24 protein-coding genes, 3 tRNA genes and 1 pseudogene are annotated in these 24687 nt (G+C 73.5%); 12 read left to right on the top strand and 16 right to left on the bottom strand.

What is annotated here, in order from left to right:
* Positions 1-246 (bottom strand): annotated as a pseudogene (locus tag E1292_RS23675) (hypothetical protein); the annotation flags it as partial.
* Positions 247-364: 118 nt separating this feature from the next.
* Here E1292_RS23675 and E1292_RS23670 point away from each other — a divergent pair.
* From E1292_RS23670 to E1292_RS23635, 8 genes are all read left to right on the top strand, one after another.
* Complete coding sequence (locus tag E1292_RS23670) at positions 365-982, top strand: TetR/AcrR family transcriptional regulator (RefSeq protein WP_165974703.1); 618 nt, start codon at positions 365-367, stop codon at positions 980-982.
* Between the two features lie 32 nt (positions 983-1014).
* Positions 1015-1953 (top strand): aminoglycoside phosphotransferase family protein, encoded by a 939-nt coding sequence (locus tag E1292_RS51320; RefSeq protein WP_165974702.1) that lies wholly within the window; start codon positions 1015-1017, stop codon positions 1951-1953.
* Positions 1954-2086: 133 nt separating this feature from the next.
* Positions 2087-4303 carry a SpoIIE family protein phosphatase gene (locus E1292_RS23660; protein WP_246090288.1) on the top strand — a complete coding sequence of 739 codons (2217 nt, stop codon included), beginning with the start codon at positions 2087-2089 and terminating at the stop codon, positions 4301-4303.
* Positions 4304-4366: 63 nt separating this feature from the next.
* Positions 4367-6283, top strand: coding sequence for a serine/threonine-protein kinase (locus E1292_RS23655; RefSeq protein ID WP_220447021.1), 1917 nt, complete (start codon positions 4367-4369; stop codon positions 6281-6283).
* Between the two features lie 264 nt (positions 6284-6547).
* Positions 6548-6618 (top strand) — tRNA-Ala (locus tag E1292_RS23650).
* A gap of 15 nt (positions 6619-6633) precedes the next feature.
* Positions 6634-6706 (top strand) — tRNA-Gln (locus tag E1292_RS23645).
* Positions 6707-6735: 29 nt separating this feature from the next.
* Positions 6736-6808: transfer RNA gene (locus tag E1292_RS23640), tRNA-Lys, on the top strand.
* A gap of 51 nt (positions 6809-6859) precedes the next feature.
* The gene (locus E1292_RS23635) at positions 6860-7741 is read left to right on the top strand and encodes a PIG-L family deacetylase (RefSeq protein WP_132597402.1); all 882 of its coding nucleotides are present in this window, start codon (positions 6860-6862) and stop codon (positions 7739-7741) included.
* Between the two features lie 63 nt (positions 7742-7804).
* On the opposite strand, the gene E1292_RS53975 is transcribed toward E1292_RS23635, so the two are convergent.
* From E1292_RS53975 to E1292_RS23600, 8 genes are all read right to left on the bottom strand, one after another.
* Complete coding sequence (locus E1292_RS53975) at positions 7805-7990, bottom strand: hypothetical protein (protein ID WP_246090287.1); 186 nt, start codon at positions 7988-7990, stop codon at positions 7805-7807.
* On the bottom strand, positions 7987-8151 hold the full coding sequence (locus E1292_RS53970) for an Rrf2 family transcriptional regulator (protein WP_246090289.1): 165 nt from the start codon (positions 8149-8151) through the stop codon (positions 7987-7989). The genes E1292_RS53975 and E1292_RS53970 overlap by 4 nt, the downstream gene beginning before the upstream one ends.
* 161 nt (positions 8152-8312) lie before the next feature.
* Positions 8313-9257, bottom strand: coding sequence for a sulfite exporter TauE/SafE family protein (locus E1292_RS23625; RefSeq protein WP_132597401.1), 945 nt, complete (start codon positions 9255-9257; stop codon positions 8313-8315).
* A gap of 169 nt (positions 9258-9426) precedes the next feature.
* Positions 9427-10137 carry an SDR family NAD(P)-dependent oxidoreductase gene (locus E1292_RS23620; protein WP_132597400.1) on the bottom strand — a complete coding sequence of 237 codons (711 nt, stop codon included), beginning with the start codon at positions 10135-10137 and terminating at the stop codon, positions 9427-9429.
* A gap of 105 nt (positions 10138-10242) precedes the next feature.
* Positions 10243-10992, bottom strand: a complete 750-nt coding sequence (locus E1292_RS23615; protein ID WP_132597399.1) for an SAM-dependent methyltransferase — start codon at positions 10990-10992, stop codon at positions 10243-10245.
* A 45-nt stretch (positions 10993-11037) separates the two neighbouring features.
* Complete coding sequence (locus E1292_RS23610) at positions 11038-11832, bottom strand: ABC transporter permease (protein WP_132597398.1); 795 nt, start codon at positions 11830-11832, stop codon at positions 11038-11040.
* The gene (locus E1292_RS23605) at positions 11829-12719 is read right to left on the bottom strand and encodes an ABC transporter ATP-binding protein (protein ID WP_132597397.1); all 891 of its coding nucleotides are present in this window, start codon (positions 12717-12719) and stop codon (positions 11829-11831) included. Before E1292_RS23605 ends, E1292_RS23610 begins: the two co-directional genes overlap by 4 nt.
* Positions 12716-13102: a hypothetical protein gene (locus tag E1292_RS23600; RefSeq protein ID WP_132597396.1), complete on the bottom strand. Its 387-nt coding sequence runs from the start codon at positions 13100-13102 to the stop codon at positions 12716-12718. The genes E1292_RS23605 and E1292_RS23600 overlap by 4 nt, the downstream gene beginning before the upstream one ends.
* A gap of 36 nt (positions 13103-13138) precedes the next feature.
* Between E1292_RS23600 and E1292_RS23595 the strand changes: the two genes are divergently transcribed.
* The 3 genes from E1292_RS23595 (at position 13139) to E1292_RS23585 (ending at position 16142) form a co-directional block, all read left to right on the top strand.
* A complete protein-coding gene (locus E1292_RS23595) occupies positions 13139-13540 on the top strand; it encodes a GntR family transcriptional regulator (protein ID WP_132597395.1) in 402 nt (133 codons plus the stop codon).
* On the top strand, positions 13537-14667 hold the full coding sequence (locus E1292_RS23590; protein WP_132597394.1) for a DUF1648 domain-containing protein: 1131 nt from the start codon (positions 13537-13539) through the stop codon (positions 14665-14667). The genes E1292_RS23595 and E1292_RS23590 overlap by 4 nt, the downstream gene beginning before the upstream one ends.
* Positions 14668-14741: 74 nt before the next feature.
* Positions 14742-16142 (top strand): pyridoxal phosphate-dependent decarboxylase family protein, encoded by a 1401-nt coding sequence (locus tag E1292_RS23585; protein WP_132597393.1) that lies wholly within the window; start codon positions 14742-14744, stop codon positions 16140-16142.
* A 30-nt stretch (positions 16143-16172) separates the two neighbouring features.
* Here E1292_RS23585 and E1292_RS23580 read toward each other — a convergent pair whose 3' ends face one another.
* The 5 genes from E1292_RS23580 to aceE all read right to left on the bottom strand — a co-directional run bounded on the left by E1292_RS23580 (position 16173) and on the right by aceE (position 22261).
* The gene (locus E1292_RS23580) at positions 16173-17021 is read right to left on the bottom strand and encodes an AraC family transcriptional regulator (protein ID WP_132597392.1); all 849 of its coding nucleotides are present in this window, start codon (positions 17019-17021) and stop codon (positions 16173-16175) included.
* 31 nt (positions 17022-17052) lie between these two features.
* Positions 17053-17817, bottom strand: coding sequence for a CPBP family glutamic-type intramembrane protease (locus tag E1292_RS23575; RefSeq protein WP_132597391.1), 765 nt, complete (start codon positions 17815-17817; stop codon positions 17053-17055).
* 53 nt (positions 17818-17870) lie between these two features.
* Positions 17871-18983 (bottom strand): epoxide hydrolase family protein, encoded by a 1113-nt coding sequence (locus E1292_RS23570; protein WP_132597390.1) that lies wholly within the window; start codon positions 18981-18983, stop codon positions 17871-17873.
* 135 nt (positions 18984-19118) lie between these two features.
* On the bottom strand, positions 19119-19724 hold the full coding sequence (locus tag E1292_RS23565; RefSeq protein WP_132597389.1) for a bifunctional 4-hydroxy-2-oxoglutarate aldolase/2-dehydro-3-deoxy-phosphogluconate aldolase: 606 nt from the start codon (positions 19722-19724) through the stop codon (positions 19119-19121).
* 77 nt (positions 19725-19801) lie between these two features.
* The gene (gene aceE, locus E1292_RS23560; RefSeq protein ID WP_132597388.1) at positions 19802-22261 is read right to left on the bottom strand and encodes a pyruvate dehydrogenase (acetyl-transferring), homodimeric type; all 2460 of its coding nucleotides are present in this window, start codon (positions 22259-22261) and stop codon (positions 19802-19804) included.
* A 109-nt stretch (positions 22262-22370) separates the two neighbouring features.
* Between aceE and E1292_RS23555 the strand changes: the two genes are divergently transcribed.
* Positions 22371-22916 carry a GntR family transcriptional regulator gene (locus tag E1292_RS23555; protein WP_132597406.1) on the top strand — a complete coding sequence of 182 codons (546 nt, stop codon included), beginning with the start codon at positions 22371-22373 and terminating at the stop codon, positions 22914-22916.
* A 9-nt stretch (positions 22917-22925) separates the two neighbouring features.
* On the opposite strand, the gene E1292_RS51315 is transcribed toward E1292_RS23555, so the two are convergent.
* Entirely contained in the window at positions 22926-23381 is a 456-nt protein-coding gene (locus E1292_RS51315) for a MarR family winged helix-turn-helix transcriptional regulator (protein WP_165974701.1), read from the bottom strand.
* Complete coding sequence (locus E1292_RS23545; RefSeq protein WP_132597386.1) at positions 23374-24636, bottom strand: FAD-dependent oxidoreductase; 1263 nt, start codon at positions 24634-24636, stop codon at positions 23374-23376. The genes E1292_RS51315 and E1292_RS23545 overlap by 8 nt, the downstream gene beginning before the upstream one ends.
* Positions 24637-24687 lie beyond the last annotated feature (51 nt).

The raw sequence follows: 24687 nt of genomic DNA, 5'->3' as shown, positions 1-24687 counted from the left end.
GCCCTCGGGGAGCGCCACGGAGGCGGCGGTGATGGGCAGCGGCGCGCCGCCGAACGCGTTGGAGAAGCGCACCCGCAGCCGCGACCCGCCCGCCGACACCCGTACGCTCTGCCGCAGCGTGCTGCCGGCCAGCACCAGGCCGTCCTTCGTGTACGGCGGGGGCGGCATGTTACCGGGCTCGGTGAGCTGCGGCATGGCCGTCCACGTGCTGACCCAGCGCCCGGGAGAAATGTTTCTCGACGACACCGAACGTTTCTATCGGATCCGTGCCTGCCGGGCGAAAGCATGATCGGGAAGCTACTTTTACCCGGGCTTGCGGATCAAGTGATGGGCCGGTCGGCGCACCGCGCCTATGGTCGCGTCCATGGACACTCCAGAGACCGGCGAACGGGAGGCGATCCTGGGGGCGGCGATCCGGCTGTTCGCCGCCCTCAGCTACGACGCGACGTCGATGGGGCAGGTGGCAGAGGCCGCCGGGGTGGACGTGGCCACAGCGACCCGCTATTTCCCCACCAAGAGAGGGCTCTACCTGGAGGTCATGGAGGACGCCCAGCGGGCGCTCGCCGCCGCGGTCGAGCCGCCGGCCCGCGACGCGCAGACCGGTCCGCCGGGACGGAGCCTGGAGGCGCTGCACCGCTTCGTCGACGCCTACATCGACCTCTGCGCCGAACATCCCGAGATCCCCGCCTTGTGGACGCACCGCTGGATGTCGGACGCCAGCGACATCGACCACCTCGAAGCGCACAGCCTCCAGCCGCTGACCCAGCAGTTCGTCGACGGCTTCGCCACGCTCGCGGAGCCGGCCGAGGCCGATCCGTCGATGATCACGTACACGATCGTGTGGTGCATCCACGGCTTCACGCTGAGCGGGATCCTCGACGGGACCGGGCACCGGGTCGGCATGAGCGATCCCGCGCTGCTGCGGCGCTTCCGCGCTCACATGCACCAGCTGCTCGACCGCGCCCTGCGCCGGCCGGATTGACGACCGGCCAGGTCCGGGACATGATCATCCGCATGGCTGATTCCGGGGACGCCCTGAGCGAGCGGGCCGAGCAGGCGATGCGACTGGCGGTCTCGGCCGGGCGGCGGCTGGGGCTGCGCGCGCTCGAGCCGCGCGTGCTGCACGACGTGTTCAACGTGCTGGTGCACCTCGCGCCCGACCCCGTGGTGGTCCGCGTGCCGACCCTGGCCCTGGCGCCCGCCGCGGAGCAGGCCGGCCGGCAGCGGCGGGAGCTGGCCGTGGCGGGCTGGCTGGCGGACCGGGGCGCTCCCGTGGTGCCGCCGAGCCCTCTGGTGCCGCGCGAGCCGGTGGAGTGCGGCGGGATGTCCCTCACCTTCTGGCAGTACGTGGACGAGCGCGACCCCATCGCCACCGCTCCCCCGGACGAACTGGAGGACAGGTTCGTGGAGCAGACCGGATGGGTGGCCGAGCTGCACCGGTTCATGGCCGGCTACCCCGGCGAGCTGCCGGTGCTGGCACCGCTGGTGCCGGGCACGGCGCTGTCGCTGGCCGAGCTGCGCAGGAGGCCCGGCATCCTGACCACGGCGGACCTGGACCGGGCCGAGCGGGAGAACGCCGTGGTCGAGGCCCTGGCCCGTGACCTGCCCGGTTCGTTTCCCGGTGCCCGCCTGCAGGCCGTGCACGGCGACTCGCCGCCGTACAACGTGCTGCTGACGGCCGGGGGACACCTGTTCAGCGACTTCGAGGACGTCACGCTGGGGCCGGTCGAGTGGGACCTGGCCGGTGCGGGGCCGCGCGCGGTGGAGGCGTACGAGCGGGCGGGCGGCGGGCCGGTGAACCGCTCGCTGCTGGCGTTCATGGAGGGAGCCCGGCTGCTCCAGGCGGTGGCGGCCCTGGCTCTGGCCGGGCGGATGCCGGAGCTGACCGCCATGCTGGAGCCCCTGGTCATCCAGTGGCGGGCCCAGCCGCCGCTGGAGCTGCCGTCCTCCTAGCGGGGCGCCTGGAGCGAGCTGGTGATATGCCAGATCGTAACCATCCCCTCACACTCAAAAGTGTATTCTGCCCGTATGTGGCGTTTTGTCCGATTGTCACCCTCCTCGCTCATGAGCGAGGCGTGGTGAGGCCATGCACGGCGAGCACCTCCCTGGCCTGGGCGGGACGAGCGAATCGTCCCGCTTCGACAACCTGCTGATCGAGGCCGTCAGCGCCGCGGGGGCGCACATCGGCATGGCCTACGTGCTGGACAAGGGCGGCCACGTCCTCGAGATGGAGTCGGCCGTGGGCATACCAGGCTCGATCGCCAAGGCGTGGGCGAGGATCAGGGTCAAGACGGACTGTTCCATGCCGATCGCCGTGTCGGTACGCGATCAGCGGCTCATCTGGGTCGGCGGCAGGGAGGAGCTGGCCCGCGCGTTCCCGGCCGCGGCGCTGGCCCTGCCGTACCACTTCGCGGCCGTTACCACCCCCGTCTGCTCGGGCGGCGCCGTGTGGGGCGGGCTCGTGCTGCTGTGGCCGTCGGGACGCGCCTCCGGGCTCACCCCGCGCCAGCGCGACGTCATCGACCACGCCTGCAACGAGATCGGGGACCTGCTCCGGCAGGCCGCCGAACAAGGCCGCCCCATCACCCCGCGACCCCAGCCCCGGCTCCTGGACCCGCGTCCCTTCACCGACCCGGACCGGCGCGCCCGCGGGCTCGCGCTGGACTGCCTCAACCGCCTGCCGGAGGGATACTGCTGCCTCGACACCGAGGGACGGGTGAGCCTCGTCAGCGCCCCGGCCGCCGAGCTGCTCGCACGGAGCCCGTCCGAGCTGCTCGGGCGGCCGCTGTGGGAGTCGCTGCCGTGGCTGAACGACCCCGCGTACGAGGACCGCTACCGGGCCGCGGTCGTCAGCCGCCAGACCACCCACTTCACCGTCCGCGGCCCCGGCGCGCGGCAGTTGACCTTCCGCCTCTATCCGGGCCTGACGGGCATCACCGTGCGCGTCGCGCCCGCCAGGGCCGCCCGCGGCGTCGAGCCGAGCCTCGTCGCCGGCCCGGTCGTGAGCTCGGTGACCGGGCCGGTCGTGGACCCAATAGCCGGCCCGGCGGCCGGCCCGGTCGTGGGCCCCATGGTGGACGCTGCCCGGCAGCCGCGCGTGATGGCGCTGCACGAGATGCTGCACCTGGCGACCGCGCTGGCCCGTGCCGTGACCGCGCAGGAGGTGGTCGACCTCGTCGCCGACCACGTCATGCCCGTCTACGGCGCCCAGGCTCTGGCGATCCTCACCTGGCAGGACAACCGGATGCGCGTGGCCGCGTCGCGCGGCTACAGCCAGGAGGCCGTCGAGCGGTACGACAGCCGCCCCGTCATCCACCAGACCGGCCCGCCTGACCACTACGAAGCCAACGGACCGGCGTTCTTCGGCACGTGGGACGAGCTCCGCCGGCATCGTCCCAACTCCATCCGCGCCGACGACATGAACGCCTGGGCGTTCCTGCCGCTCGCCACCTCGGGCCGGCCCTTCGGCACGTGCGTGCTCGCCTACGCCCGCCCGCACCGCTTCAGCGGCGAGGAGCGGGCCACGCTCACGGCACTCGGCGGGCTGATCGCGCAGGCGTTCGAGCGCGCCCGGCTCTACGACAACAAGCACCAGCTCGCCCAATGCCTGCAGGCGAGCCTGCTGCCGCACCAGCTGCCAGAGATCCCCGGCCTGGAGGTGGCCGCCCGGTACGTGCCCGCCCTGCCCGGCATGGACATCGGCGGCGACTTCTACGACCTCATCCGCCTGAGCCCCACCATGGCGGCGGCCGTCATCGGCGACGTCCAGGGGCACGACATGAACGCCGCCGCCCTCATGGGCCAGGTGCGCACCGCCATCCACGCCCATGCGTCCGCCGGGGCGCCTCCCGGCGAGGTGCTCGCGCACACCAACCGGCTGCTCGCCGAGCTGTCCCCCGACCGGTTCACCAGCTGCCTCTATCTCAGCATCGACCTGGAGGAGCGCACCGCGTGCCTGAGCAGCGCCGGGCACTTCCCGCCGCTGCTCAGCCGTCCCGGCGCCGCCACGCAGGTCATCGACGTCTCCCCCGGGCCTCTGCTCGGCGTCGACCCCGACGCCAAGTACGCCGCCACGGACCTGGTCCTGGATCCCGGCTCTATCCTGACCCTCTACACCGACGGCCTGATCGAGGTGCCCGGCCTCGACCTGGGCGACGCCATCACCGGGCTGGCCCGCCGCTTCGCCCCCTCGCGGGGCCGGCCGCTGTGCGACCTCGCGGCGGACCTCATCGACACGGCCGCCGCCGACCAGCGCACGGACGACATCGCCGTACTGCTCCTGCGCGACACCGGCGCCCCGTGACGGCCATCGGAGCCCTCTGCCAAAACACTGCGTGACCGATCTTTCACTCGATACATTCTTCTGGTGCGTTCCCTGCGACGGCCCTTCCGCCGGTGGGTGAGGGCGGCGGTCATGGCCCGGCTCGGCATGAGGGTCGCCGGACGCTACCGCCTCGACAGAAACCTCTCGCGCGGGCGGATCGGCGAGGTCTGGCTGGCACACGATCTCGAGCTGGGCCGGGACGTCGTGCTCAAGCGGCTCGCGGCGGCCGGCGCCGCCGGCTTCGACCGGCTGTGGGCCGAGGGGCGGGCGCTGGCCCGCTTCAGCCATCCGCACGTCGTCACCATCCACGACCGCGTGCGGAGCAAGCGCCGCGGCGCGGCGTCGTGGCTGGTGATGGAGTACGTGCCGGGCGGGAGCCTCGACGGCAGGCCGCCGATGTCCCCGAGCCTGGCGGCCCGCCTGGGCGCCGAGATCGCCGGCGCGGTGGCCGCCCTGCACGCCGAGGGCATCGTGCACTGCGACATCAAGCCGGGCAACATCGTGGTCACGGGCGACGGGGCCGCCAAGCTGGCCGACTTCGGCGCGGCGTACCGGGTCGGCGACGTGGAGACGATCACCCCCAACGGCCCGAGCGGCTTCACCCCCGCCTACGCGGCCCCCGAGGTCATGCGGGGCCGGCCGGTCCCCGAGTCGGACGTCTTCTCGCTCGGGGCCACGGTCTACGCGCTCATCGCCGGCGAGGCGCCCCGCCGGGGTGCTCCGCCGCAGCAGGAGACGTACCCGCCGGAGGGCGAGCCGCGCGGGTGGGACGACACGGACGCCTACGTCGCCGCCCGCGAGGCGGCGCGGGCCTCGATCCTGCTGGAGGCGGACGTCGGCCCGCTGGCCGGAGCCCTGTCGGCGATGACGCGGCCCGACCCGGCGGACCGGCCGGACGCGGCCGGGGCGCGGCGGCTGCTGGAACAGGTGGCCGGAGCGCACGAGCCGGTCCCCGGGCCCGTGGACGCCGACGGGGCGGAGCCGGGCAGCCCGCCCGGTCCCCGACGCCGGTGGCGGCCGGCCGTGGCGGCGAGCGCGGCCGCCCTCGTCCTCATCGCCGTCGCCGCGTGGCTGTACTTCCCCCGCGACCGCCCTCCCGCGACCGCCGCGCCCTCGCCGGTGCGCCAGGCCGACCTCCGCGCCGCCGACCCCTGCGCGCTGCTCGACCCCGCGTCACTTCGCGGTTTCGGCCGCGCGGAGCTCGACCGCCAGTACGGGAACTTCGACAGGTGCGACGTCATCGTCCATCCGCCCGGCGACGACACCGAGGTCGACGTCCTGGTGGACTTCGACCTGGATCCGCCGCCCGAAGGGATCGCCCCGGCGCGGACCGTGGGCATGGTCTCGGTCGTCGAGAACCCGGAGGAGAGCGACGCGTGCTACCGGACGCTCGTGCTGTCCGGCATCCTCGACAGCACCGTCAGGGTCATCGCGAAGCGGTACGACCCGGGCAGGGCGTCGTTGTGCGCCATCGCCGACGCCGCCACCGCCACCGCGGTCCGCGCCTTCAACGGGGGACCGCTCGAGCAGCGTTCCCCGCCCTCGAACTCGCTGATCCATCAGGACGCCTGCACGCTGCTCACCGCGAAGGCGCTCGCGGTCGTCCCCGGCGTCGACGCCGCCGATCCGGATCCCGGCTTCGGCAACTGGGACTGCGACTGGGAGAGCACCACCAGTCACATGGACGTGAGCCTCCGGTTCGACCAGGGCCGGCCGCCCAGCGCGGAGGACGGCACGTCGACCCGGCTGAACGGCTACCGCGCCTTCCTCGTTCCCGAGGGCGAGGGCGACGGCACCTGCCTGGTCCAGGTGGTCTACCGCTTCTACCGTGCCCTGCCGGGCGGGCAGGGCGCCGAGACGGTGCGCCTCCTGGTCAAGGGGGCCCATTCCATGGACCGGCTCTGCAAGGTGGCGACCGATCTGGCCCGCGCCGCCACAGTCCGGCTTCCGCGCGCCTGAAACCGTCCGGCGGAAAAGGCCGCGAATAATGCGTGGCGCGTGCCGGGCGTCCTGGTTATCGTGTTTCACGTGAAAGGCGGAAAATCCGCCGATCAGCAGGCCACGACATCGCCGGAGGAGGAGCCATGGGTCGCGCAGCCGCCGCGAAATGGCCGCAACGCCAGGCCGGTCAGGCCGTGGTCCGGCGTGCTCCTGGGTGATTGCAGCAAGCTTCGCTCACGAGCCGCCTGGACATCCAGGTGGCTTTTTCTTTTCGCAGGACACGGGCTGATGGTGAAAAGGCATCATTTCTGCCTTGCAAGCAGAAGTTCAGGGTTCGAGTCCCTGTCGGTCCACCGTTCTCCTTTCCATGCCAGATCGTCTAACAGGTAGGACGCCCGGCTCTGAACCGGGTAGGTGCACGTTCGAATCGTGCTCTGGCAGCTTCGCGAGGACCCCGCCGTCCTCGCCACACCGCTCGCGCCCGGCTGGTCGGGCACCGGCCTTTTAAGCCGGATTGGCAGGGTTCGAGCCCCTGGGGCGGTACGTCACACGCCTCCGCTACCATGGCCGTCCTCGATCACGTGAGGAGGCGCCGTGGCGGAGCTCCGCGTGTTGTGCGTGCACGCGCACCCGGACGACGAGGCGATCTGGACGGGCGGCACCCTGGCCAGGTACGCCGAAGAGGGCGCCGTCACCGCGGTCGTGACGTGCACCTGGGCCGAGGGCACCCAGCGGGCCGGCGAGCTGGAGCGCTCCCTCGCCATCCTCGGCGCCGGCGAGCCGCTGCTGCTCGGCTACGCCGACGCGCGCAAGCCCGAGTCCGCGCCCGGGGCGCCGCGCTTCGTGGACGTGCCGCTCGACGAGACGGTGGGGCGGCTGGTCGAGCACATCAGGCGCCTGCGCCCCGACGTCGTGCTCACCTACGACGGCTACGGCGTCTACGGCCATCCCGACCACGTGCACGCCCACCGCGTCACCATGGCCGCCGTTGAGGCGGCCGGCTACGACCAGCTCCACCGCGACGCGGGCGAGCCCTGGCGGCCGCGCGCGCTCTACCTGGCGACCATCCCGCGATCCGTCGTGCTGTCGCACTGGCGGACCGTCTTCGGCGCCGATCCCGACCCGGCGCAGACGCTGCCCGGCGTGCCCGACGACCAGATCACCACCCACCTCGACGTCTCGCGATGGGGCGAGCGCAAGTGGGCCGCGATGCACGCGCACGAGTCGGAGGTCGGGCGCGGCGCGTCGATGACCATGCTGACCGCGCTGCCCGAGCCGGCCCGGGCCCTGATGTTGGCGAACGAGTGGTACCGCCGCGTCCCTCTCACCGGCGGGTCTCCCTTCGGCGGATCTCCCACCGGCGGATCTCCCACCGGCGGATCTCCCACCGGCGGATCTCCCACCGGCGGATCTCTTACCGGCGGTTCCCTCGCCAGCGGCTCCTCTGCCGGCGACGTGGAGACCGCCCTCGGGTGACGCGCGTCGTCCCGGCGGCCGGGCGGCGGCGTGCCGCTCACGGCCGTGGGCGGAGTTCGCCGTTCATGGGGCCTCCAGCCCGGCGGAGCCGGACGGCTCCCGCGCGGAGGACACGACGTCGGCCAGGGTGATCTCACCGAGCAGGACCTCCTCGTGGCTCTGCAGCCGGGCCCAGATCCCGGCCAGCGGCGCCGCGGCCTGCGGGAAGGGCCTGGCGGCCTGCTCGACGCCCTCGGTCACGCGGATCACGTCGGCCAGGGCGATGACCTCGGCCGGGCGGGCGAGGTCATCGCCCGCCCGGCCGAGGCCGGGCGGGCGAGCCAGTATCCGCCGTCGGGGCCGCGCTGACTGTGGATGAGGCCGGCCCTGCGCAGCTGGAGCAGGATGTTGTCGCAGAAGCGGCGGGGGATTCCCTGGGAGCCGGCGATCCGTTCCGCGTGGACGGGGCCGTCCGCCGCGCGAGGGCGAGCATGGCGCCGAGTGCGTACTGGGTGCGCGCAGAGATTCTCATAGGCGTGTCAGCGCCGCGGGCCCGGCCCTCGGACGAGGGCCGGGCCCGGATGCGCGGGCCTCAGGCGGAGGCCGTCTCCTCCTCCGTGTCCCCGCTCTTGCGCCGCGGCTCGCTCTCGATCGCCTCGACCGACTCGTTGACCTTGTCACGACGGTATTCGCGGACCGAGTAGGCGATCGCCGCCGCCCAGATGACGGCGATGACCACGTAGGCGACCGTCTGCACGGAGCTGGAGGCGTCGATCCAGTCGCTGCGCAGGAGGGTCCGGGCGTTCGTCAGGACGATGATCCCGCCGACGGAGGAGCCGAGCACGCGGGGCGGGATGTGGCGGACCAGCCAGGCGGCGATGGGCGCGGCGATGACGCCGCCGATCAGCAGCACCACCACCCAGGAGAAGGTGATGTTCTCCGAGCCGAGGCCGACGAAGAAGCCGGCGCTGGCGGCGATGGCGACCAGGAACTCGCTGGCGTCGATGGAGCCGATCACTTTACGCGGGGCCAGGCGGCCGCTGGCCAGGATCGCCGGCGTACCGACCGGCCCCCAGCCGCCACCACCGGTGGAGTCGACGAAGCCGGCCAGCAACCCGAGCGGCGCCAGGAACCTCTTGCGCAGCGGCTTGCCCAGGTTGCCACGCGGCAGCCCCAGGGCGGTGAAGCGGACCAGAATGTAGGCGCCCAGCACCAGCAGGATGATCGACATGACCGGCGCGGCGACCTCGGTCGACAGGCTGGACAGGAACGTCGCCCCGGCGAAGGCGCCGACGGCTCCAGGGACACCGATCTTCGCGACGACCTTCCAGTCGACGTTGCCGAAGCGCCAGTGGGACAGGCCCGAGACGAGCGTGGTGCCGATCTCGGCCAGGTGCACGGTGGCGGAGGCTGCGGCCGCGTTGGTGCCGATGGCGAGCAGCAGCGTGGTCGAGGTGACACCGTAGGCCATGCCCAGGCTGCCGTCGACGAGCTGGGCCGCGAAGCCGACCAGCCCGAGCAGGATTAGCGCTCGCACGATCCCCTCTTTCCCTATCATTCCTACTATACAAGTAGGATTAGTGTCTACGAGGTTCAGGATCGCGTCAAGATGTGACAGGTCAGCGACCCGACAGCACGGCCGGGTCACCTGCGCGGCCGGCCGGACGGCCGCGCAGGTGAGCGGACGGAGCGGGCGCCGGAGCCCGCTACGCGGGTGAAGGGATCTCGGGGCGAGCGCCGGAGGCCAGGCGGTGGCCGCGATGCGAGACGGCCGCGCGCCACTCGTCCGGTGTCACGACGAAGCGGCCGTCCCGGACCGCCGCGAGCGCCGCGTCCGCGATGACCGCCGGGTCCTCGCCTTCGGGCGACATGGCCGTCCGTACGAGCGCGGGGCAGAGCAGCGTCACCCCGACCGGCGTGCCCTCCAGCGCCAGCGCGGCCTGCTCGGCCAGGGTTACCACGGCGTGTTTCGAGGCGGCGTAGGCCCCGCCGCCGGGGAACGTCACCAGCCCCGCCAGCGACGCCGTGACCAGGATGTGCGCCGGCCGCCCCGCCGCGAGCAGCCTGGGGACGAAGGCGCGCAGGCCGTTGCGCACTCCGCCCACGTTGACGGCGAACACCCTGCCCCAGTCGTCGTCGCTCGCCTCCCACGGCGTTCCCAGGTCCTGGCCGACGATGCCCGCGTTCAGGCACACCAGGTCGGCGCCGGGCGCGGCGGCGGCGAGCGCCTCCATCGCCGCTGGATCGGCGACGTCGGTGGGCACGGCGTCGGCTTCCAGCTCGGCGGAGGCGGCGGCGAGCCCGGCCGCGTCGACGTCGGCGAGCACGACGTGCGCCCCTGCCGCGCGCAGGCCGGCGGCCAGGGCCCTGCCGATGCCGCCCGCGGCACCCGTGACGACAGCGTGGGTGATGTTCATGACCTTCTCTCGAAGTTGCTCGTGATGCTCATGGCCTTCCCGCCGGCCCGGCGGTGACCAGGCACGTGGACCTCACGCGCCCCGCCACGACCGGGCACGTGAGGCTCACGGCTCTCGCACCGGCCGGAGCAGGAAGGTGACGAAACCGAGGACGTCGCGGTAGCCGCGGAGCCACGCGGCGCGGTGCTCGCGGGCCGTCGCCAGGGCGGCGTCACCGTCGGCGCCGGGGTGGTCGAGCGCCCAGTCGGTCAGCGAGCCGGTCCAGGACCATTCGTACTCGTCCCACTCCGCGCGCGTGCTGGTGTGGGCGTGGACGGTGGCGTAGCCGGCGTGCTCGGCCCGCTCCACCGTGCCCGCGAGGTCGGCGTACTCGTCGAGGCCCGCGTCCAGCAGGGTCAGGGTCTCCGGCGAGGGCGTCGTCTCCCAGAAGCCCTCCCCGAGGAGAGCCCGCCCGGCGGGACGCAGGTGGCGGCGCACGGCCCGCAGCGACTCCGTCAGGCCGCCGAAGGCGTGGGTGGAGCCGACGCACAGGACGAGGTCGTACGGCTCGGGGTCGGTGAAGTCGGCGGCGGTGGTGTGGTGCAGGCGGAGCCGGTCGGACACGCCGCGGGCCGCGGCGTGCTCGGCGGCGCCGGCGAGCGCGGCCTCGGAGACGTCCACCCCGTCGGCCGTCGCCTTCGGATGGAGCTCCAGAGCTCTGATGATCCATCCGGCCTCGCCGCAGCCGAGGTCGAGGATGCGCGCGTCCGCCGGCAGCCGCGCCCGCCGGAGCAGGCGTTCGAGGGCGTCGTCGCTGATGGGGGCGGCGATGGGGTGGTCACGATGGGCGAGGTGGCTGAGCAGTTGTCGATTCATCCCGGAGGATTATGCCGGAGCCCTCCGGCGACCCGCGCGCCCTTTTCAGGTGATGTCCCTGCGCAACGAGACCGCGACGGCGGCGAGCGCGGCCAGCGCCGCGTAGCCCACGAGGACGGCGCCGCCCAGCGGGGCGGGCAGCAGGGCGCCTGCCGCCCCGCCGGTCTGGGCGGCGACGGCGTCGGCCAGGTAGGTGAAGCCGGTCAGGGCGGCGGTGGCCCCGCCGGGCAGGTAGGGGTAGAGCGTGTTGACCCCGGGGACGAGCATCAGCGCGGTCTCCACGACGTAGAAGTACGAGCCGAGCACGACGAGCGCGGCCACCTGGTTGCGGAGCAGGGCGCCGAAGCCCACGCCGAGCAGCGTGTAGACGCCCATGGTCACCGCGATCCTGGCCAGCAGCCCGAGCACCTCGCCTGCGGGCAGCCCCAGGGTGACACCCTTGGCGGCGGCGGCCGTGAAGAGCCCCGCGGCGGCCACGGCCGCGGTGATCGCCCCGTAGGCCAGGCCGGCCGCCGTGAACGTGACGATCTTGGCGACCAGCGGGGTCCATCGCCGGGGCGCGTACAGCACCGTGGTCGTGATGGTGCGGTGGCGGTATTCGGCCGCCACCGCCGACGTGCCCAGCAGCGCGGGCACGAACGCGAGCAGCCCGAGCAGGCCGAGCACCACGCGCGTGCCCTCCGTCGTGTGCAGGCCGGGCAGCGGCGGATCGAAGTTCTCCGGCCCGATGAGGGCGAGCAGCGCGGTGAACGCGCCGCTGCAGATCGCCGCCAGCACCCCCCACCGCCAGAGTCTGGCGCTGATCAGGCGGCGCCACTCCGCCAGGACGAAAGCGGTCATGCGGGCCCTCCGGTGAGGTCGAGGAACGTCTGTTCGAGCGTGGGGCGTACCGGGGTGATCTCGTGCAGGGGGATGCCGTGCGCGCTCGCCTCCGCGGCGATGCGATCGGCGGGCAGCCCGTGGACCAGCAGCGCGTCCTCGGCCGTGCGCTCGACGGTGACCCCCTCCCCCAGGCCGGGCAGGAGCGCGTGCAGGGTGTCGGCGCCGGGCGAGCGGATGAGCACTCCGGGGTCGCCGTACAGGTCGGTCACCGGGCCCGCGACGGCGAGCCGGCCCTCGCGGATCACCACGACCCGGTCGGCGAGCTGCTCCACCTCGCTCAGCACGTGGCTGGAGACCAGGACGGCGCGGCCCTGCGCGGCCAGCTCGCGCAGGAAGCCGCGCAGCCAGGCGTTCCCCTCCGGGTCGAGGCCGTTGGCGGGCTCGTCGAGCAGCAGCACGCGCGGGTCGCCGAGCAGCGCGGTCGCCAGGTGGAGGCGCTGGCGCATCCCCGTGGACAAAGCCCGGGTGAGGCGCCCGGCGAACGGGGTCACGCCGGTCAGGTCCATGACCTCCTCCGTGCGGCGGACGGGGAAGCCGCCCATCCGCGCGTACACCTGCAGGTGGGCGCGGGCGGTGTGGTCGGGGTGGAACCCGGAGGTGTCCAGGACGGCGCCGACGGTCGCGGCCGGGCGGCGCAGGCCGGCGTAGCGCACCCCGCCGATGGTGGCGCTGCCGGTGTCGGGGGCGACCAGGCCCAGCACCATGCGCATGGTGGTGGTCTTGCCCGCCCCGTTGGGACCGAGGAAGGCCGTGACCCTGCCCGGCGGCACGTCGAAGCTGAGGTCGGTGACGGCGGCCACGGGGCCGTACGCCTTGCCGAGCCCGCGCACCTCGACGGCGGTCACGCGGCCGCTCCCGCCAGCCTGCGCCGGACGTCTTCCGCGCCGGCCAGGCTGAGCACCAGCTCGTCGACGCCGTCGATGCGCCGGTCGAGCACGATGCGCAGCCCGGGCTCGCCGCGCCGGGCGCACACCAGCCGCCTGACGCCGTCGAAGCCCGTCCACGTGCCGGCCTTGAGCACGCCGCTGACGACGATGCCCGCACGCAGGCCTTTGGCCTGGGCCAGGGGGCGGGCCACGGGCACGACCTCGCGGATCGCCGCCAGCGGGATGTCGGTGCGCGCCCTGCGGACGTAGAGCCGCGTCCAGCGCTCGTACCGCACGGTGAGCGTGGTCGGGGTGATGTCGAGGGTGAACATGGCCGGGCTCCCATCGTCGGTGAGTTCCATCTGTTCTATTAGTTGTATATCAGATAAGCTGTGGGCGTGAACCTGCACATCGATCTCGACAGCGAGGTCCCGATCTACCAGCAGATCCGGGACCGGATCGTGGAGGCGATCGCCGCGGGCGAGGCCGTGGAGGGCGACCCGCTGCCGTCCACCCGCCAGCTCGCGGCCGACTTCGGGATCAACTTCCACACGGTCAACAAGGCGTACGACCTGCTCAAGCGCGAGGGCGTCATCCGCGTCAACCGCAAGAGCGGCGCGGTCATCAGGCGCGACCCCTCCTCAGGACCACCCGAGCCCGGCTTCGTGGCGGGCTGGGACGAGCGCGCCCGCGTGCTGCTGGCCGAGGCCACCGTGCACGGCCTCGACCGCGACGAGGTCCTGCGCCGCTGCCAGGCCGTGCTGTCGGAATTCCGAGCCGAGGAGAAGACGACCTCATGACGCTGCCCATCGCCACCGTGCTGGCCACGATCGCCCTGGTGAGCGGGGTGTCGCTGGCCATGCCGGCGCTGACCAGGCCGACGATGCCGTTCGGGGTGCTGGTGCCGCACGCGTACGTCGCCGACCCCGAGGTGATCGGGCAACGCCGTGCCTACACCAGGCTGGTGCTCCTCGCCGCCCTGAGCGCCGCCGCCGTCGGCGTGCCGCTCGTGGCGGCCGGCCGGGGCGCCGGCTTCATCAGCGGCGTCTGCGCCGTGCTCGGCGTCGCCGATCTGGCGCTCTACGTGCGGGCCGGCCGCGGGGTCCGCGCGGCCAAGCGCGACGGAGGCTGGCAGGAAGGGCTGCGCCAGCGCGTCACCGTGGACACCACGTTCCGCACCGACCCGGTGCGCGTGCCCTGGGCGTGGGCGCTGCCGGCGCTCGTGATCACGCTGGTCACCGCGGGTGTGGGCGGGTGGCGGTACGGCTCGCTGGGCGCCCTGCCGTCGTTCCGGGGGTACGGCGTCGACCCGGCCGCCCCGGCGCGGGCCCTCACCCCGTGGGCCGCGTTCGAGCCGGTGCTCATCCAGACCGGGATCACCCTGTTCGTCCCCGTGATGACGCTGCTCGTCCTGCGCGCGCGGCCGGACCTCGACGCCGCCCGTCCCGCGGGATCTGCCCGGAGGTACCGGGTCTACCTGCGCGGCGTGGCCCGGCTGACGCTCGCCGGGGCGGCCTGCCTCAACCTGGGGCTGCTGGTCACGTCCCTGCAGTTGTGGCAGCTGGTCCCGCCGTCACTCGTCTGGCGGATCGCGACGTACGTCCCGCTCGTCGCGCTGCTGGTGGCCTTGATCGTCCGCGAGATCCGCGTCGGCCACGCCGGGCACCGCCTGCCGGCCCTGCCGGGAGAGGACGCCGAGGAGACCGGGGCGACGCAGCGTGACGACGACCGCCACTGGTTCCTGGGCGGCACCGTCTACCTCAACCGGCACGACACGGCCCTGCTGGTGCCCGCCAGGATCGGCGCGACCTGGACGCTCAACCTCGGCCATCCCGTCACGTGGGCCGTCCTCGCCGCGCTGGTGCCGCTGGGGCTGCTCGCCCTCACCGGAGTGATCGACCTGCCCCGGCGGGAGAGCCTCTTCTGACCGCTGCCCCGACACCTGAAAGGTGCAAGAACGTCCAATCCCCATCTCTGCCCGATTCCCTACCGTCTCGGGACATGACCACCCAGCAGGAACGCCACACCGCACTCCCCCTGGACCTCGCCCCGCACACCGTCGCCGAACTCGGCCGCCAGGCCGTCGACCTCATCGTCCGGCAGGTCGCCGAGCTGCCGGACGAGCCCGCCAGCGACTACCGCGACGCCGGCCGGCTGGCCGCGCTGCTGCGCCGCCCGCCGGCCGGCGAGCCGGGCGACTTCGGCACCCTGATCGAGACCTTCCGGCAGGCCGCCGGGCAGGGCGTCAACACGGCGGGACCCGGCTACCTGGCCTACTTCCCCGCGGGCGGCCTCGTCTCGTCGGCCCTGGCCGAGCTGCTCGCCCAGGTGGCCAACCGCTACACCGGCGTGGCGCAGACCGCGCCCGCGCTGGTCGCGATGGAGGAGAGCGTGCTCACCTGGATGGCGGGCCTGTTCGGGCTGCCGTCCGGCGCGGGCGGGCTGATCACGACCGGCGCCTCGGCGGCCACCCTGTCCGCGGTGGTGGCCGCCCGGCACGACCGGCTCGGCGCCGCGTTCGGCGACGGCACCGTGTACGTGACCGAGCACACGCACTACAGCCTGGCCAAGGCCGCCCAGATCGCCGGCCTGCCCGCCGAGCGGATCCGGACCGTCCCCACCACCGCGGACCTGCGCATGGACGTCCGCGAGGCGGCCCGCATGATCGCTGAGGACCGCGCCGCCGGGCTGCGCCCCTTCCTGCTGGCGGGCACGGCGGGCAGCACCAGCACCGGCACCGTCGACCCCCTCGCGGACCTGGGCCGGCTGGCTCGCGCGCAGGGGCTCTGGTACCACGTCGACGCGGCCTACGGCGGCGGCTTCCAGCTCACCCGGCGTGGGCGGGAGCGGCTCGCCGGGATCGAGGAGGCCGACTCGATCACGTTCGACCCGCACAAGAGCCTGTTCCTGCCGTACGGGACGGGCGTGCTGCTCGTACGCGAGCCGGCCGTGCTGCGCGCCGCGCACGCGGGCGGCGGCCGGTACCTGCAGGACATCCACGAGGTGGACGGACTGCCCGACTACGGGCACCTGGGCGTGGAGCTCACCCGGGAGTTCCGCGGCCTGCGGCTGTGGCTGCCGCTGCACCTGCACGGCGTGCGGGCCTTCGAGGAGGCGCTGGACGAGAAGCTCGACCTGGCCGGGGTGGTGCACCGGGAGCTGTCCGCGGATCCGCGCCTGGAGGTGCCGTGGCAGCCGGACCTTAGCGTGGTGCCCTTCCGCCTGCGGGGGTCCGACGACGCCAACCGGCGCCTCCTCGACCGGATCAACGCCACGCGGCGGGTCTACCTGTCGAGCACCACCCTGGAGGGTGCGTTCTACCTGCGCCTGTGCGTGCTCAGTGTCCGCACCCGCGCCGACCGCGTGGAGGAGGCGCTCCACGCCATCCGCGCCTCCTGCTGACCGGGCGGCCTGCCGGCACCATGCTCCGCGTCATCCGCGCTCCCTGCTGACCGGGCCGCCTGCCAGCACCCCCCGCTGGTAGGCGCCCGGTGTCACCCCCACCATGCGCCGGAAGTGCCGTGACAGGTGCGACTGGTCGCAGAACCCGGCGGCCACCGCCGCCTCCGCCGGCGGCGTCCCCCGCTCCAGCAGTGCGCGGGCGCGCCTGACCCGCAGCTGGACGACGTAGGCGTGCGGCGGCAGCCCGTACGCGCGGCGGAAGGAACGCAGCAGCGCGAACGGCGCCGTGCCCGCGGCCGCGGCCAGCTCGCCCAGGTCGGGCGGGTCGGTCAGGGACTCGTGCAGCAGCTCGCGCGCCCTGGCGGCGACGCCCCGGCCGGCCGCGGCGGGCCGGGACGGCCGGCCGGAGCGTGGCCCGCGGGCGCCGTACGCGCCGATCAGCCGCGCCATGACGACGCGCAGCAGCGAGTCGGCGGCCAGCCGCTGCCCCTGCTCGGCGGCGCGGTGCGCGGACAGCAGCAGCGCGGAGGCTCGCTCGTCGGCGGCCGACCAGGTGGTGAACGCCGGAGGCCCGCCGGCGGCGCCGGCCTCGTCGGCGATGGCCGCCAGCTGCTCCGGCCTGGGGTACAGGACGCGGTAGGTCCAGCCGTCGGGCGTGCGCGCCCGTCCGGTGTGCACGACGCCCGGGTCGATCATGACGACCTCGCCCGCGCCGGTGCACCGCGGCCCGTCGGGGAAGGCGATCTCCTCCAGGCCCTCCTCGACGACTCCGATCGCGTACGTGTCGTGGCTGTGCCGGGCGAACGGGTCGCCCGTGAACCGGGCCCGCATCAGGTCCACTCCGCCCCACAGCGGGTCACGCCAGTACCGCACGCTCATGCGCACACGGTAACGCGCGCACCCCGCATGCTCAGACGCGCACCCCGGCCCGCCACGGGAGCGCCGCGGCGGCCGCCACGACCGACATGACGATCGCGGAGACCGCCAGCGCGTGGGTCGGCCCGTAGTTGTAGGCGGCCGCGTTCAGCATGCAGTGGAAGAGCACGGCGGCCGGCCCGGCCCGGCCCGCCTCGAGGTAGAGCCACACGATCACCACGCGAGCGGCGACCGTGCCGAGGAACCACCAGGCGATCCACACCACGGAGTGACCGGCCTGCGCCAGGGGCACGAAATGCCACACCCCCCAGATCACGCCCAGGAGCAGGCCGGTCCTGAGCGGGCCCAGCCGGTCGTTCAGCGGGTCGGTGGCGAAGGCCGTCCAGCCCGCCTCCTCGCAGGCCGCGGCGAGAAGGAAGACCACCACGAGCAGCGGCGCGGTCAGCAGCGGCATCGCTGTCAGCGCGTTCGGCGGCCCGAACGGGAGCGTGACGGCCGAGCACACGACGGCCAGCGCGGGCGGCAGCAGCGCGGCGGCCACCGGCCAGGCTCTCCGCCCGCGCTCGCCGGGTCCGAACGTGCGCGCCCACAGTCGCCTCACCCCGCCGGCGCCCGCCCGCCGGTAGGTGATGATCGCGGCCGCGACGGCGGGCACGACGAACATGAGCGCGCTGAGCGGGAGCCCTCGCGCCAGCGTCGTCCCGGTCAGCGCCCCGGCCACCCAGAACGGCACGGCCAGGACGACCAGCAGGACGAAGAAGCCCGCGAGCGCCCTGCCGCCCGTGAATTCCCAGCTCATGGGAGAGCATTCTCCAGGTCATGGACCCGCCGGGGCCGGCCGGGGTGGCCTGCTCAGCGCAGGCCGGCGAAGAACGCGCGCACGTCGGCGACGAACGTCTCCGGCTGCTCCAGGGCGGCGAACGTGCCGCCCCGCTCGTGCTCCACCCAGCCGACGATGTTGTTGTCGCGCTCGGCGAAGCGCCGGATGGGCCGCAGGATGTCCTTCGGGAACACCGAGATCGAGGTGGGCACGGTCGCGGGCTTGAGCTCCCACTCGACGCCGGTGTCCGTCTCGGTGTCGGGCGTCTCGACGAAGGAGCGGGCGGCCGAGCCGGCGGTGTTGGTCAGCCAGTAGAGCATGACCGTGGTGAGCAGCCGGTCGGCGTCGATCTCGGCGTCGCTCCACTCGTGGTAGACGCCGGCGAACCAGGCCAGCAGCGCCACCGGCGAGTCGGCCATGCCGTAGGCGAAGGTCTGCGGGCGGGCGGACTGGATGAGCTTGTAGGCGTACTGCTCGGTCATGTAGCTCTCGCGGAAGGCCAGGCGCTCCCGCTCGACCTCGCTCAGCCCGTCGAACTCGCCGGGCGCGCCGATGGGGAAGCAGATGATGCCGTTGCCGTGCATCCCGGCGACCCGGTCGGGGGCGAGGACGCCGGCCTCGCGCGAGATCCACGTGCCCCAGTCGCCGCCCTGCACGCCGAAGCGCTCGTAGCCGAGCCGGGTCATGAGCTCCAGCCAGGCGCGGGCGATGCGGGTGGAGCCCCATCCGCTCTCGCGCGTGGGCCCGGACAGGCCGTAACCCGGCAGGGACGGGATGACCAGGTGGAAGTCGCGGCTGAGCGGCTCGATCACGTCGAGGTATTCGACCGGGGAGCTGGGCCAGCCGTGGGTGATCAGCAGCGGCAGCGCGCCGGGGTTCGCGGAGCGGACGTGCAGGAAGTGCACGCGCTGCCCGTCGATCTCGGTGACGAACTGGTCATGCCGGTTGAGCTCGGCCCGCGCAGCCTCCCAGTCGTAGCCGGTGCGCCAGTGCTCGACCAGGCGCTTGAGGTGGGCGAGCGGCACGCCGTAGCGCCAGCCGTGGCCGGGCACCTCGTCCGGCCAGCGCACCCGATCGAGCCGCGCGCCCAGGTCGTCGAGGTCGGCCTGGGCGGTTTCGAGGCGGAAGGGCCGGATGTCGGTCAAGAAATCCTCCAGGGTTGTCGTACGTCGTACCGTACGACATACGGTTCACAAGGCGCAAGAGTCCTGGAGCGTTCCACAATGATCCGCGCGGGCGGGAGAGCCTTCGCGCCCGTGCGGATCACCGCAGGGGTGGTGTCACGCCGGGATGCTCGCGCGCAGCTTGGCCAGCGCCTCGTCATCGTTGAGCGCCGACCCCACGGCCACGGCGCGGCACCCGGCGGCCATGAAGTCGGCCGCGTTGGTGGCGTCGATCCCGCCGGTGGCGACGAACCGGACGGAGGGGAACGGCGCCAGCTGGGCGGCGATCCAGCCGGCCCCCAGCTGCTTGGCGGGAAACGCCTTGAGCCAGGTGAAGCCGTGCGCGAGGGCGGCGGCGATCTCCGTCGCGGTGGCCACGCCCGGCAGGTGCGGCAGCCCGAGGCGGCGCGATTCGGCGACGACCTCGGGGTGCAGGCCGGGCGCGACCGTGAACGCCGCCCCCAGGTCGTGCACCGCCGACAGCTGCGCGGCCGTGGTCACCGTTCCCGCGCCGACGCTCTTCCCCCGCCCCTTCGCGGCCTCGACGGCCGCCCGGAGTGACGGCAGCGCGCCGGACGTCTGCACGGGCACCTCGATGAGCTCGACCCCGAACTCCCAGGCCCGCTCGCACATCGCCACGGTCGCCTCGGGGTCGAGGTTACGGAAGATGCCGAGGATCGGGATGCGGTCGAGGTGCCGGTCGAAGAACTGATCGGCGTCCATGGATGTCTCCTCCTCGCCCTGGTGATCACGGCATTTCGCAATATATCGGACGGCCCGGCCCGACCAGGCGCGCAGCCCTACTCCTCGACCGCCTTGAGCACCGCGTCCGCGATCGAACGCGGGTCCACCCCGAAGTGGCGGCGTACGTCCTCGCGCGGGCCGGAAAGCCCGAACCCGTCGGTGCCGAGCGACGTCCACGGCCGGTCGATCCAGGGCCGGATCTGGTCGGGCACCGCCCGCATCCAGTCGCTGACCGCGATCACCGGCCCGCTCGTCCCCGCCATGGCCTGCCGCAGGTAGGGCACGCCCGTCGCGGTCATGGCCTCCCTGCGCAGCTCGCTCCACGAGGTCACCGACCACACGTCGACGCCGACGCCGTACTCCTCCTCCAGCAGCCGCTGCGCCTCCAGCGCCCAGTGGATCGCGGTGCCGCTGGCCAGCAGGTGGGCGGCACCACCGCCGGCGGAGTAGCGGTAGATGCCCTTGACGATGCCCTCCTCGATGCTCCCCTCGGGGCCCTCGGGCATCTCGGGCTGCGGCTTCGGCTCGTTGTAGAGGGTCAGGTAGTAGAACACGTTCTCGGCCGCGGGGCCGTACATGCGCCTGAGCCCGTCACGCACGATCACCCCCACCTCGTACGCGAAGGCGGGGTCGTAGGCCAGGCACGCGGGGTTGGTCGAGGCGAGCAGCTGCGAGTGCCCGTCGGCGTGCTGCAGCCCCTCCCCCGTCATCGTGGTGCGCCCGGCGGTCGCGCCGATGAGGAAGCCGCGGCCGAGCTGGTCGGCCAGGGCCCACATCTGGTCGCCGGTCCGCTGCCAGCCGAACATCGAGTAGAAGATGTAGAAGGGGATCATCGGCTCGCCGTGGGTGGCGTAACTGGAGGCCGCGGCGGTGAACGACGCCATTGACCCCGCCTCGGTGATGCCCTCGATGAGGATCTGCCCGTCGACCGCCTCCTTGTACGACAGCAGCAGCTCCCTGTCGACGGCGTCGTAGCGCTGGCCGTGGGGCGAGTAGATCTTCGCGGTGGGGAAGAGCGACTCCATGCCGAACGTCCTGGCCTCGTCGGGCACGATCGGCACCCAGCGCCGCCCGGTCTCCGGCTCCCTCATCAGGTCTTTGACCAGCCGGACGAACGCCATCGTGGTGGCCACCGGCTGCGCCGAGCCCTTGGCCAGGCCGCGGAAGGGCCGCTCGCCGGGCTGTGGCAGGAGGTGGTGGGAGACCGTGCGCCGGGGTATCGGCCCGCCCAGGGCGGATCGCCGCTCGGCGATGTAGCGCGCCTCGGGCGAGTCAGGGCCGGGGTGCAGGTAGGGCGGCAGCTCGCCGTCGAGCGCCCCGGCGGGAACGGGCAGGCCGAGCCGCTCGCCCATGATGCGGAACTCGTCCTGCGTGAGCTTCTTCATCTGGTGGTTGGCGTTGCGCGCCTCGATCCCGGCGCCGAGTGTCCAGCCCTTGACCGTCTGGACGAGGATCACGGTGGGCGCGTCGGTGTGCTCCAGCGCCTTGCGGTAGGCGGCGTACACCTTGCGCGGCTCGTGGCCCGCCCGCGACCCGCCGACGACGCGCCGCAGGTCCTCGTCGGAGTGGGGCACGTCCAGGCCGTGGAACAGGTGCTCCCTGATGTAGGCGCCGGACGAGGCGGCGTACGTCTGGAACTGGCCGTCGGGCACCTCGCCGAGCCTGGCCACCAGCTCGTCGGAGCCGAGCAGGTCGTCCCACTCACGGCCCCACAGCGCCTTGACGACGTGCCAGCCGGCTCCCCTGAAGACGCTCTCCAGCTCCTGAACGACACGGGTGTTGCCGCGGACGGGGCCGTCGAGCCGCTGGAGGTTACAGTTGATCACGAAGGTGAGGTTGCCGAGGCCCTCCCGTGCCGCCAGCGTGAGTGCGGCGGTGGCCTCGGGCTCGTCCATCTCTCCGTCGCCGAGGAAGGCCCAGACATGACCGCGCGAGGTGTCCTTGATGCCGCGGTTGTGCAGGTAGCGGTTGAACCTGGCCTGGTAGATCGCGTTGAGCGGGCCGAGCCCCATCGACACGGTGGGGAACTGCCAGAAGTCGGGCATGGCCCTCGGGTGCGGGTAGGACGGCAGGCCTCCCTCGGGCTCGCGGCGGAACAGGTCGAGCTGCTCCTCGCTCAGCCGTCCTTCCAGGAAGGCGCGGGCGTAGACGCCGGGAGAGGCGTGCCCCTGGAAATAGACCTGGTCGTGGCCGGCGTGGAAGAAGTGGTTGAACCCCACCTCATAGAGCCAGGCGGCCGAGGCGTAGGTGGCCAGGTGACCGCCGAGCCCCAGCTTGGCGCCCCGGGTGACCATGGCCGCGGCGTTCCACCGGTCGTAGGCCGCGACACGTTCCTCCAACGCGAGGTCGCCCGGGTAGGCGGGTTCCTCCGCCGTGGGCACCGTGTTGAGATAGCGCGTGCTCGTGGCCAGCCTGCGCAGCAGGTAGTCGGCCCGATCGGGACCGGCCTCCCGCCGGACCGCCTCGAGCGATTCGAGCCACTCGGCGGTCTCCTGAGGATCCAGATCTCTCTGCATGCTTCCATTAAACACCCTATGATCGATCATATGATGAGAGGATTACTCCGTGGAGCCTGTGGCGCGGCCGCCACTGCGTGACGAGATCCGCGATGTGCTGGTCGAGGGCATGATCAGCGGTCGCTGGGGGCCCGGCGACCGCATCGTGGAGCGCCGCCTGGCCGCCGAGCTCAAGGTCAGCCAGGCACCCGTACGCGAGGCGCTGCGCGAGCTCGAAGCCCTCAGGCTGGTCGAGTCCTCCCCCAACAAGGGCGCGCGGGTCCGCGGTTTCACCCCGGCCGACCTGCGCGAGGTCTACCAGGTGCGGGCGGGCCTGGAGGAGACGGCCACCCGCCTGGGCAGCCCCTCCGTCCCCGCGCTGCGGGCGCACGTGGCCCGCATGCACGACGCGGCCGCCGCCGGCTCGCTCGACGGCCAGGTGCGCCACCTCGTCGGCTTCCACCGCGAGATCGTGGCCGCGTCCGGCAACGCGGTGCTGGTCTCGGTGTGGGAGTCGCTGGGCATCGAGGTGTGGACGCACGTGTCGATCCGGCTGTTCAGGATGCGGCCGCACGAGAACGCCGCCGACCACGAGCCCCTCGTCGAGGCCTTCGACCGCGGCGACCCGGAGGTCGGCCGCCTGCTGCGTGACCACGTGCTCGGATACGCCCCCTGAGCGAACGGGTCAGGCGAGGGCATCGCGGACGGCGCGCAACATCCGGGACAACTCCGCGGCCTCGGCGGCGGACAGCCCGATGGCCTCCGGTTCGTTGAACTCCTCGACCTTGGGCTGCGCCCGGGCGAGGAGCTCGCGGCCCGCCTCGGTGATCCGCAAGCCCGCCCTGCGCCCGCGACCCCCCGGCCCGTCGCGCTCGACCAGGCCGCGCTTGAGCAGCGACACGAACAGCTCGTTCATGCTCTGCGGACGCACCATGACCGCGCGGGCGAGCTCGGCCTGGCTGAGGTCCTCGCCGGCGGCGAGCGTGGCCAGCACGCCGAACTGCGTCGGGGTGAGCCCGACCGAGGCGAAGAGCACGGTGAAACCCCTGGCGACCACATGGGAGGTCTGGATCAGCTCCCACAGCGGCAGGTCCGGCTCCCCGTCGGGCCAGGCCCCGTAGCCGGGCCGCCGCTCAGGCAACGCGGGCTCCCGCCACGCGGCGGCCGAGCCGGGCGGCCGTGGCCACAGCGGGCAGGCCCAGCCGTGCCAGCCCCGTCCCGACCGGGCCGGCGAGCCGGTGCACCCACCCCAGCGGCTGCATCGACGTGCGGATCGCGTCGCCCGCGTAGGCGGCCATCCCGCTCTGGTAGCGGTGCACGGCCATCGGGATGGTGGACTCCCCCGCGTGCGCGCGGGCCAGCTCGCCGGCCAGGAGGTCGGCGTCGCGGATCGCGGTGGCCGCGGCTCGTCCCCCCGTGGGCGGCATGGCGTGGACGGCGTCGCCCAGCGCGGTGACGGCACCGGCCGGCCAGGGCGTCAGGTCGGCGGCGGGGTCGGCGGCGTGGAAGCGGAAGAACGCCACGGTGTCCGGGTCGCCGGCGCGGACGAGCGCGCGCAACCGCCCGTCCCAGCCGTCGAGCAGCGCGCCGGTGACCCGCATCAGGCCCGCGCCGTCGAGCTCGCGAGGCCGGCCGGGGAAGCGGCCGTCGGGCGCGAGGAGACCCCAGATGAGCGCGGGCTCCTCGAGCACGGCGGGCACGCCGGTGCAGGCGGAGGGGTCGACCACGGCGCCTCCCGCCGGGTCGTGGACGGTGACGAACATCCCGATCCCGCCCGGCCCGAAGGCCAGCGCCGGGCCCTCGGCCAGCAGGCCGGGGACGAGCGGGCGGGTCCGGCCGTCCAGCGGGGTGCGGCCGGCGATGCCGCTCACCCCGGCGGGGGCCGAGGTCGGTCGGCCGGCCAGCGCCGCGGCGACCCGCGAGCCCACGCCGTCCGCCCCGACGAGGAGATCGCCCCGGTCGGTGCTCCCGTCGGCGAAGTGCGCCGTGACCGTGCCGTCGGCGTGTGCCCGGTGGCCGGTGAACTCGGCGCCGAACCTCAGCGCGCCGTCCAGCCCGTGAGCCAGGAGCCGGCGCAGCGGGATGCGGCCGATCATGAGCGTCTCCTGCCCGCGTTCGCGCGGCTCGGCGAACAGCAGCCGCATCCGGTGGTCGGCGACGGCGAAGCGGCGGAACGCCTGCCACCCCGCCGAGCTGCCCAGGAGCGCCTGGTAGTGGTCGGGCGCGAGGTGGCGGCGCAGCGCCGCGCAGGCCAGGTCGTCGAGGTGGAGCCGGTAGCCGCCGGTCGCCTCCACGGCCGGGTCGCGCTCGTGGACCGCGACCTCGATCCCGGCGTGCCGCAGCGCCTGGGCGAGGGTCAGGCCGCCCATGCCGGCTCCGATGATCAGCACCTTCATGCCCGCTCCTCCCTATCAGGCACCTGATTTCATTAATAAGGTACCTGATAC

The organism is Nonomuraea deserti, from assembly GCF_004348685.1.
GTDB lineage: Bacteria > Actinomycetota > Actinomycetes > Streptosporangiales > Streptosporangiaceae > Nonomuraea > Nonomuraea deserti.
Note: the sequence above shows the minus strand (reverse complement) of the source record. Positions and strands in the feature narration are given on the sequence as shown.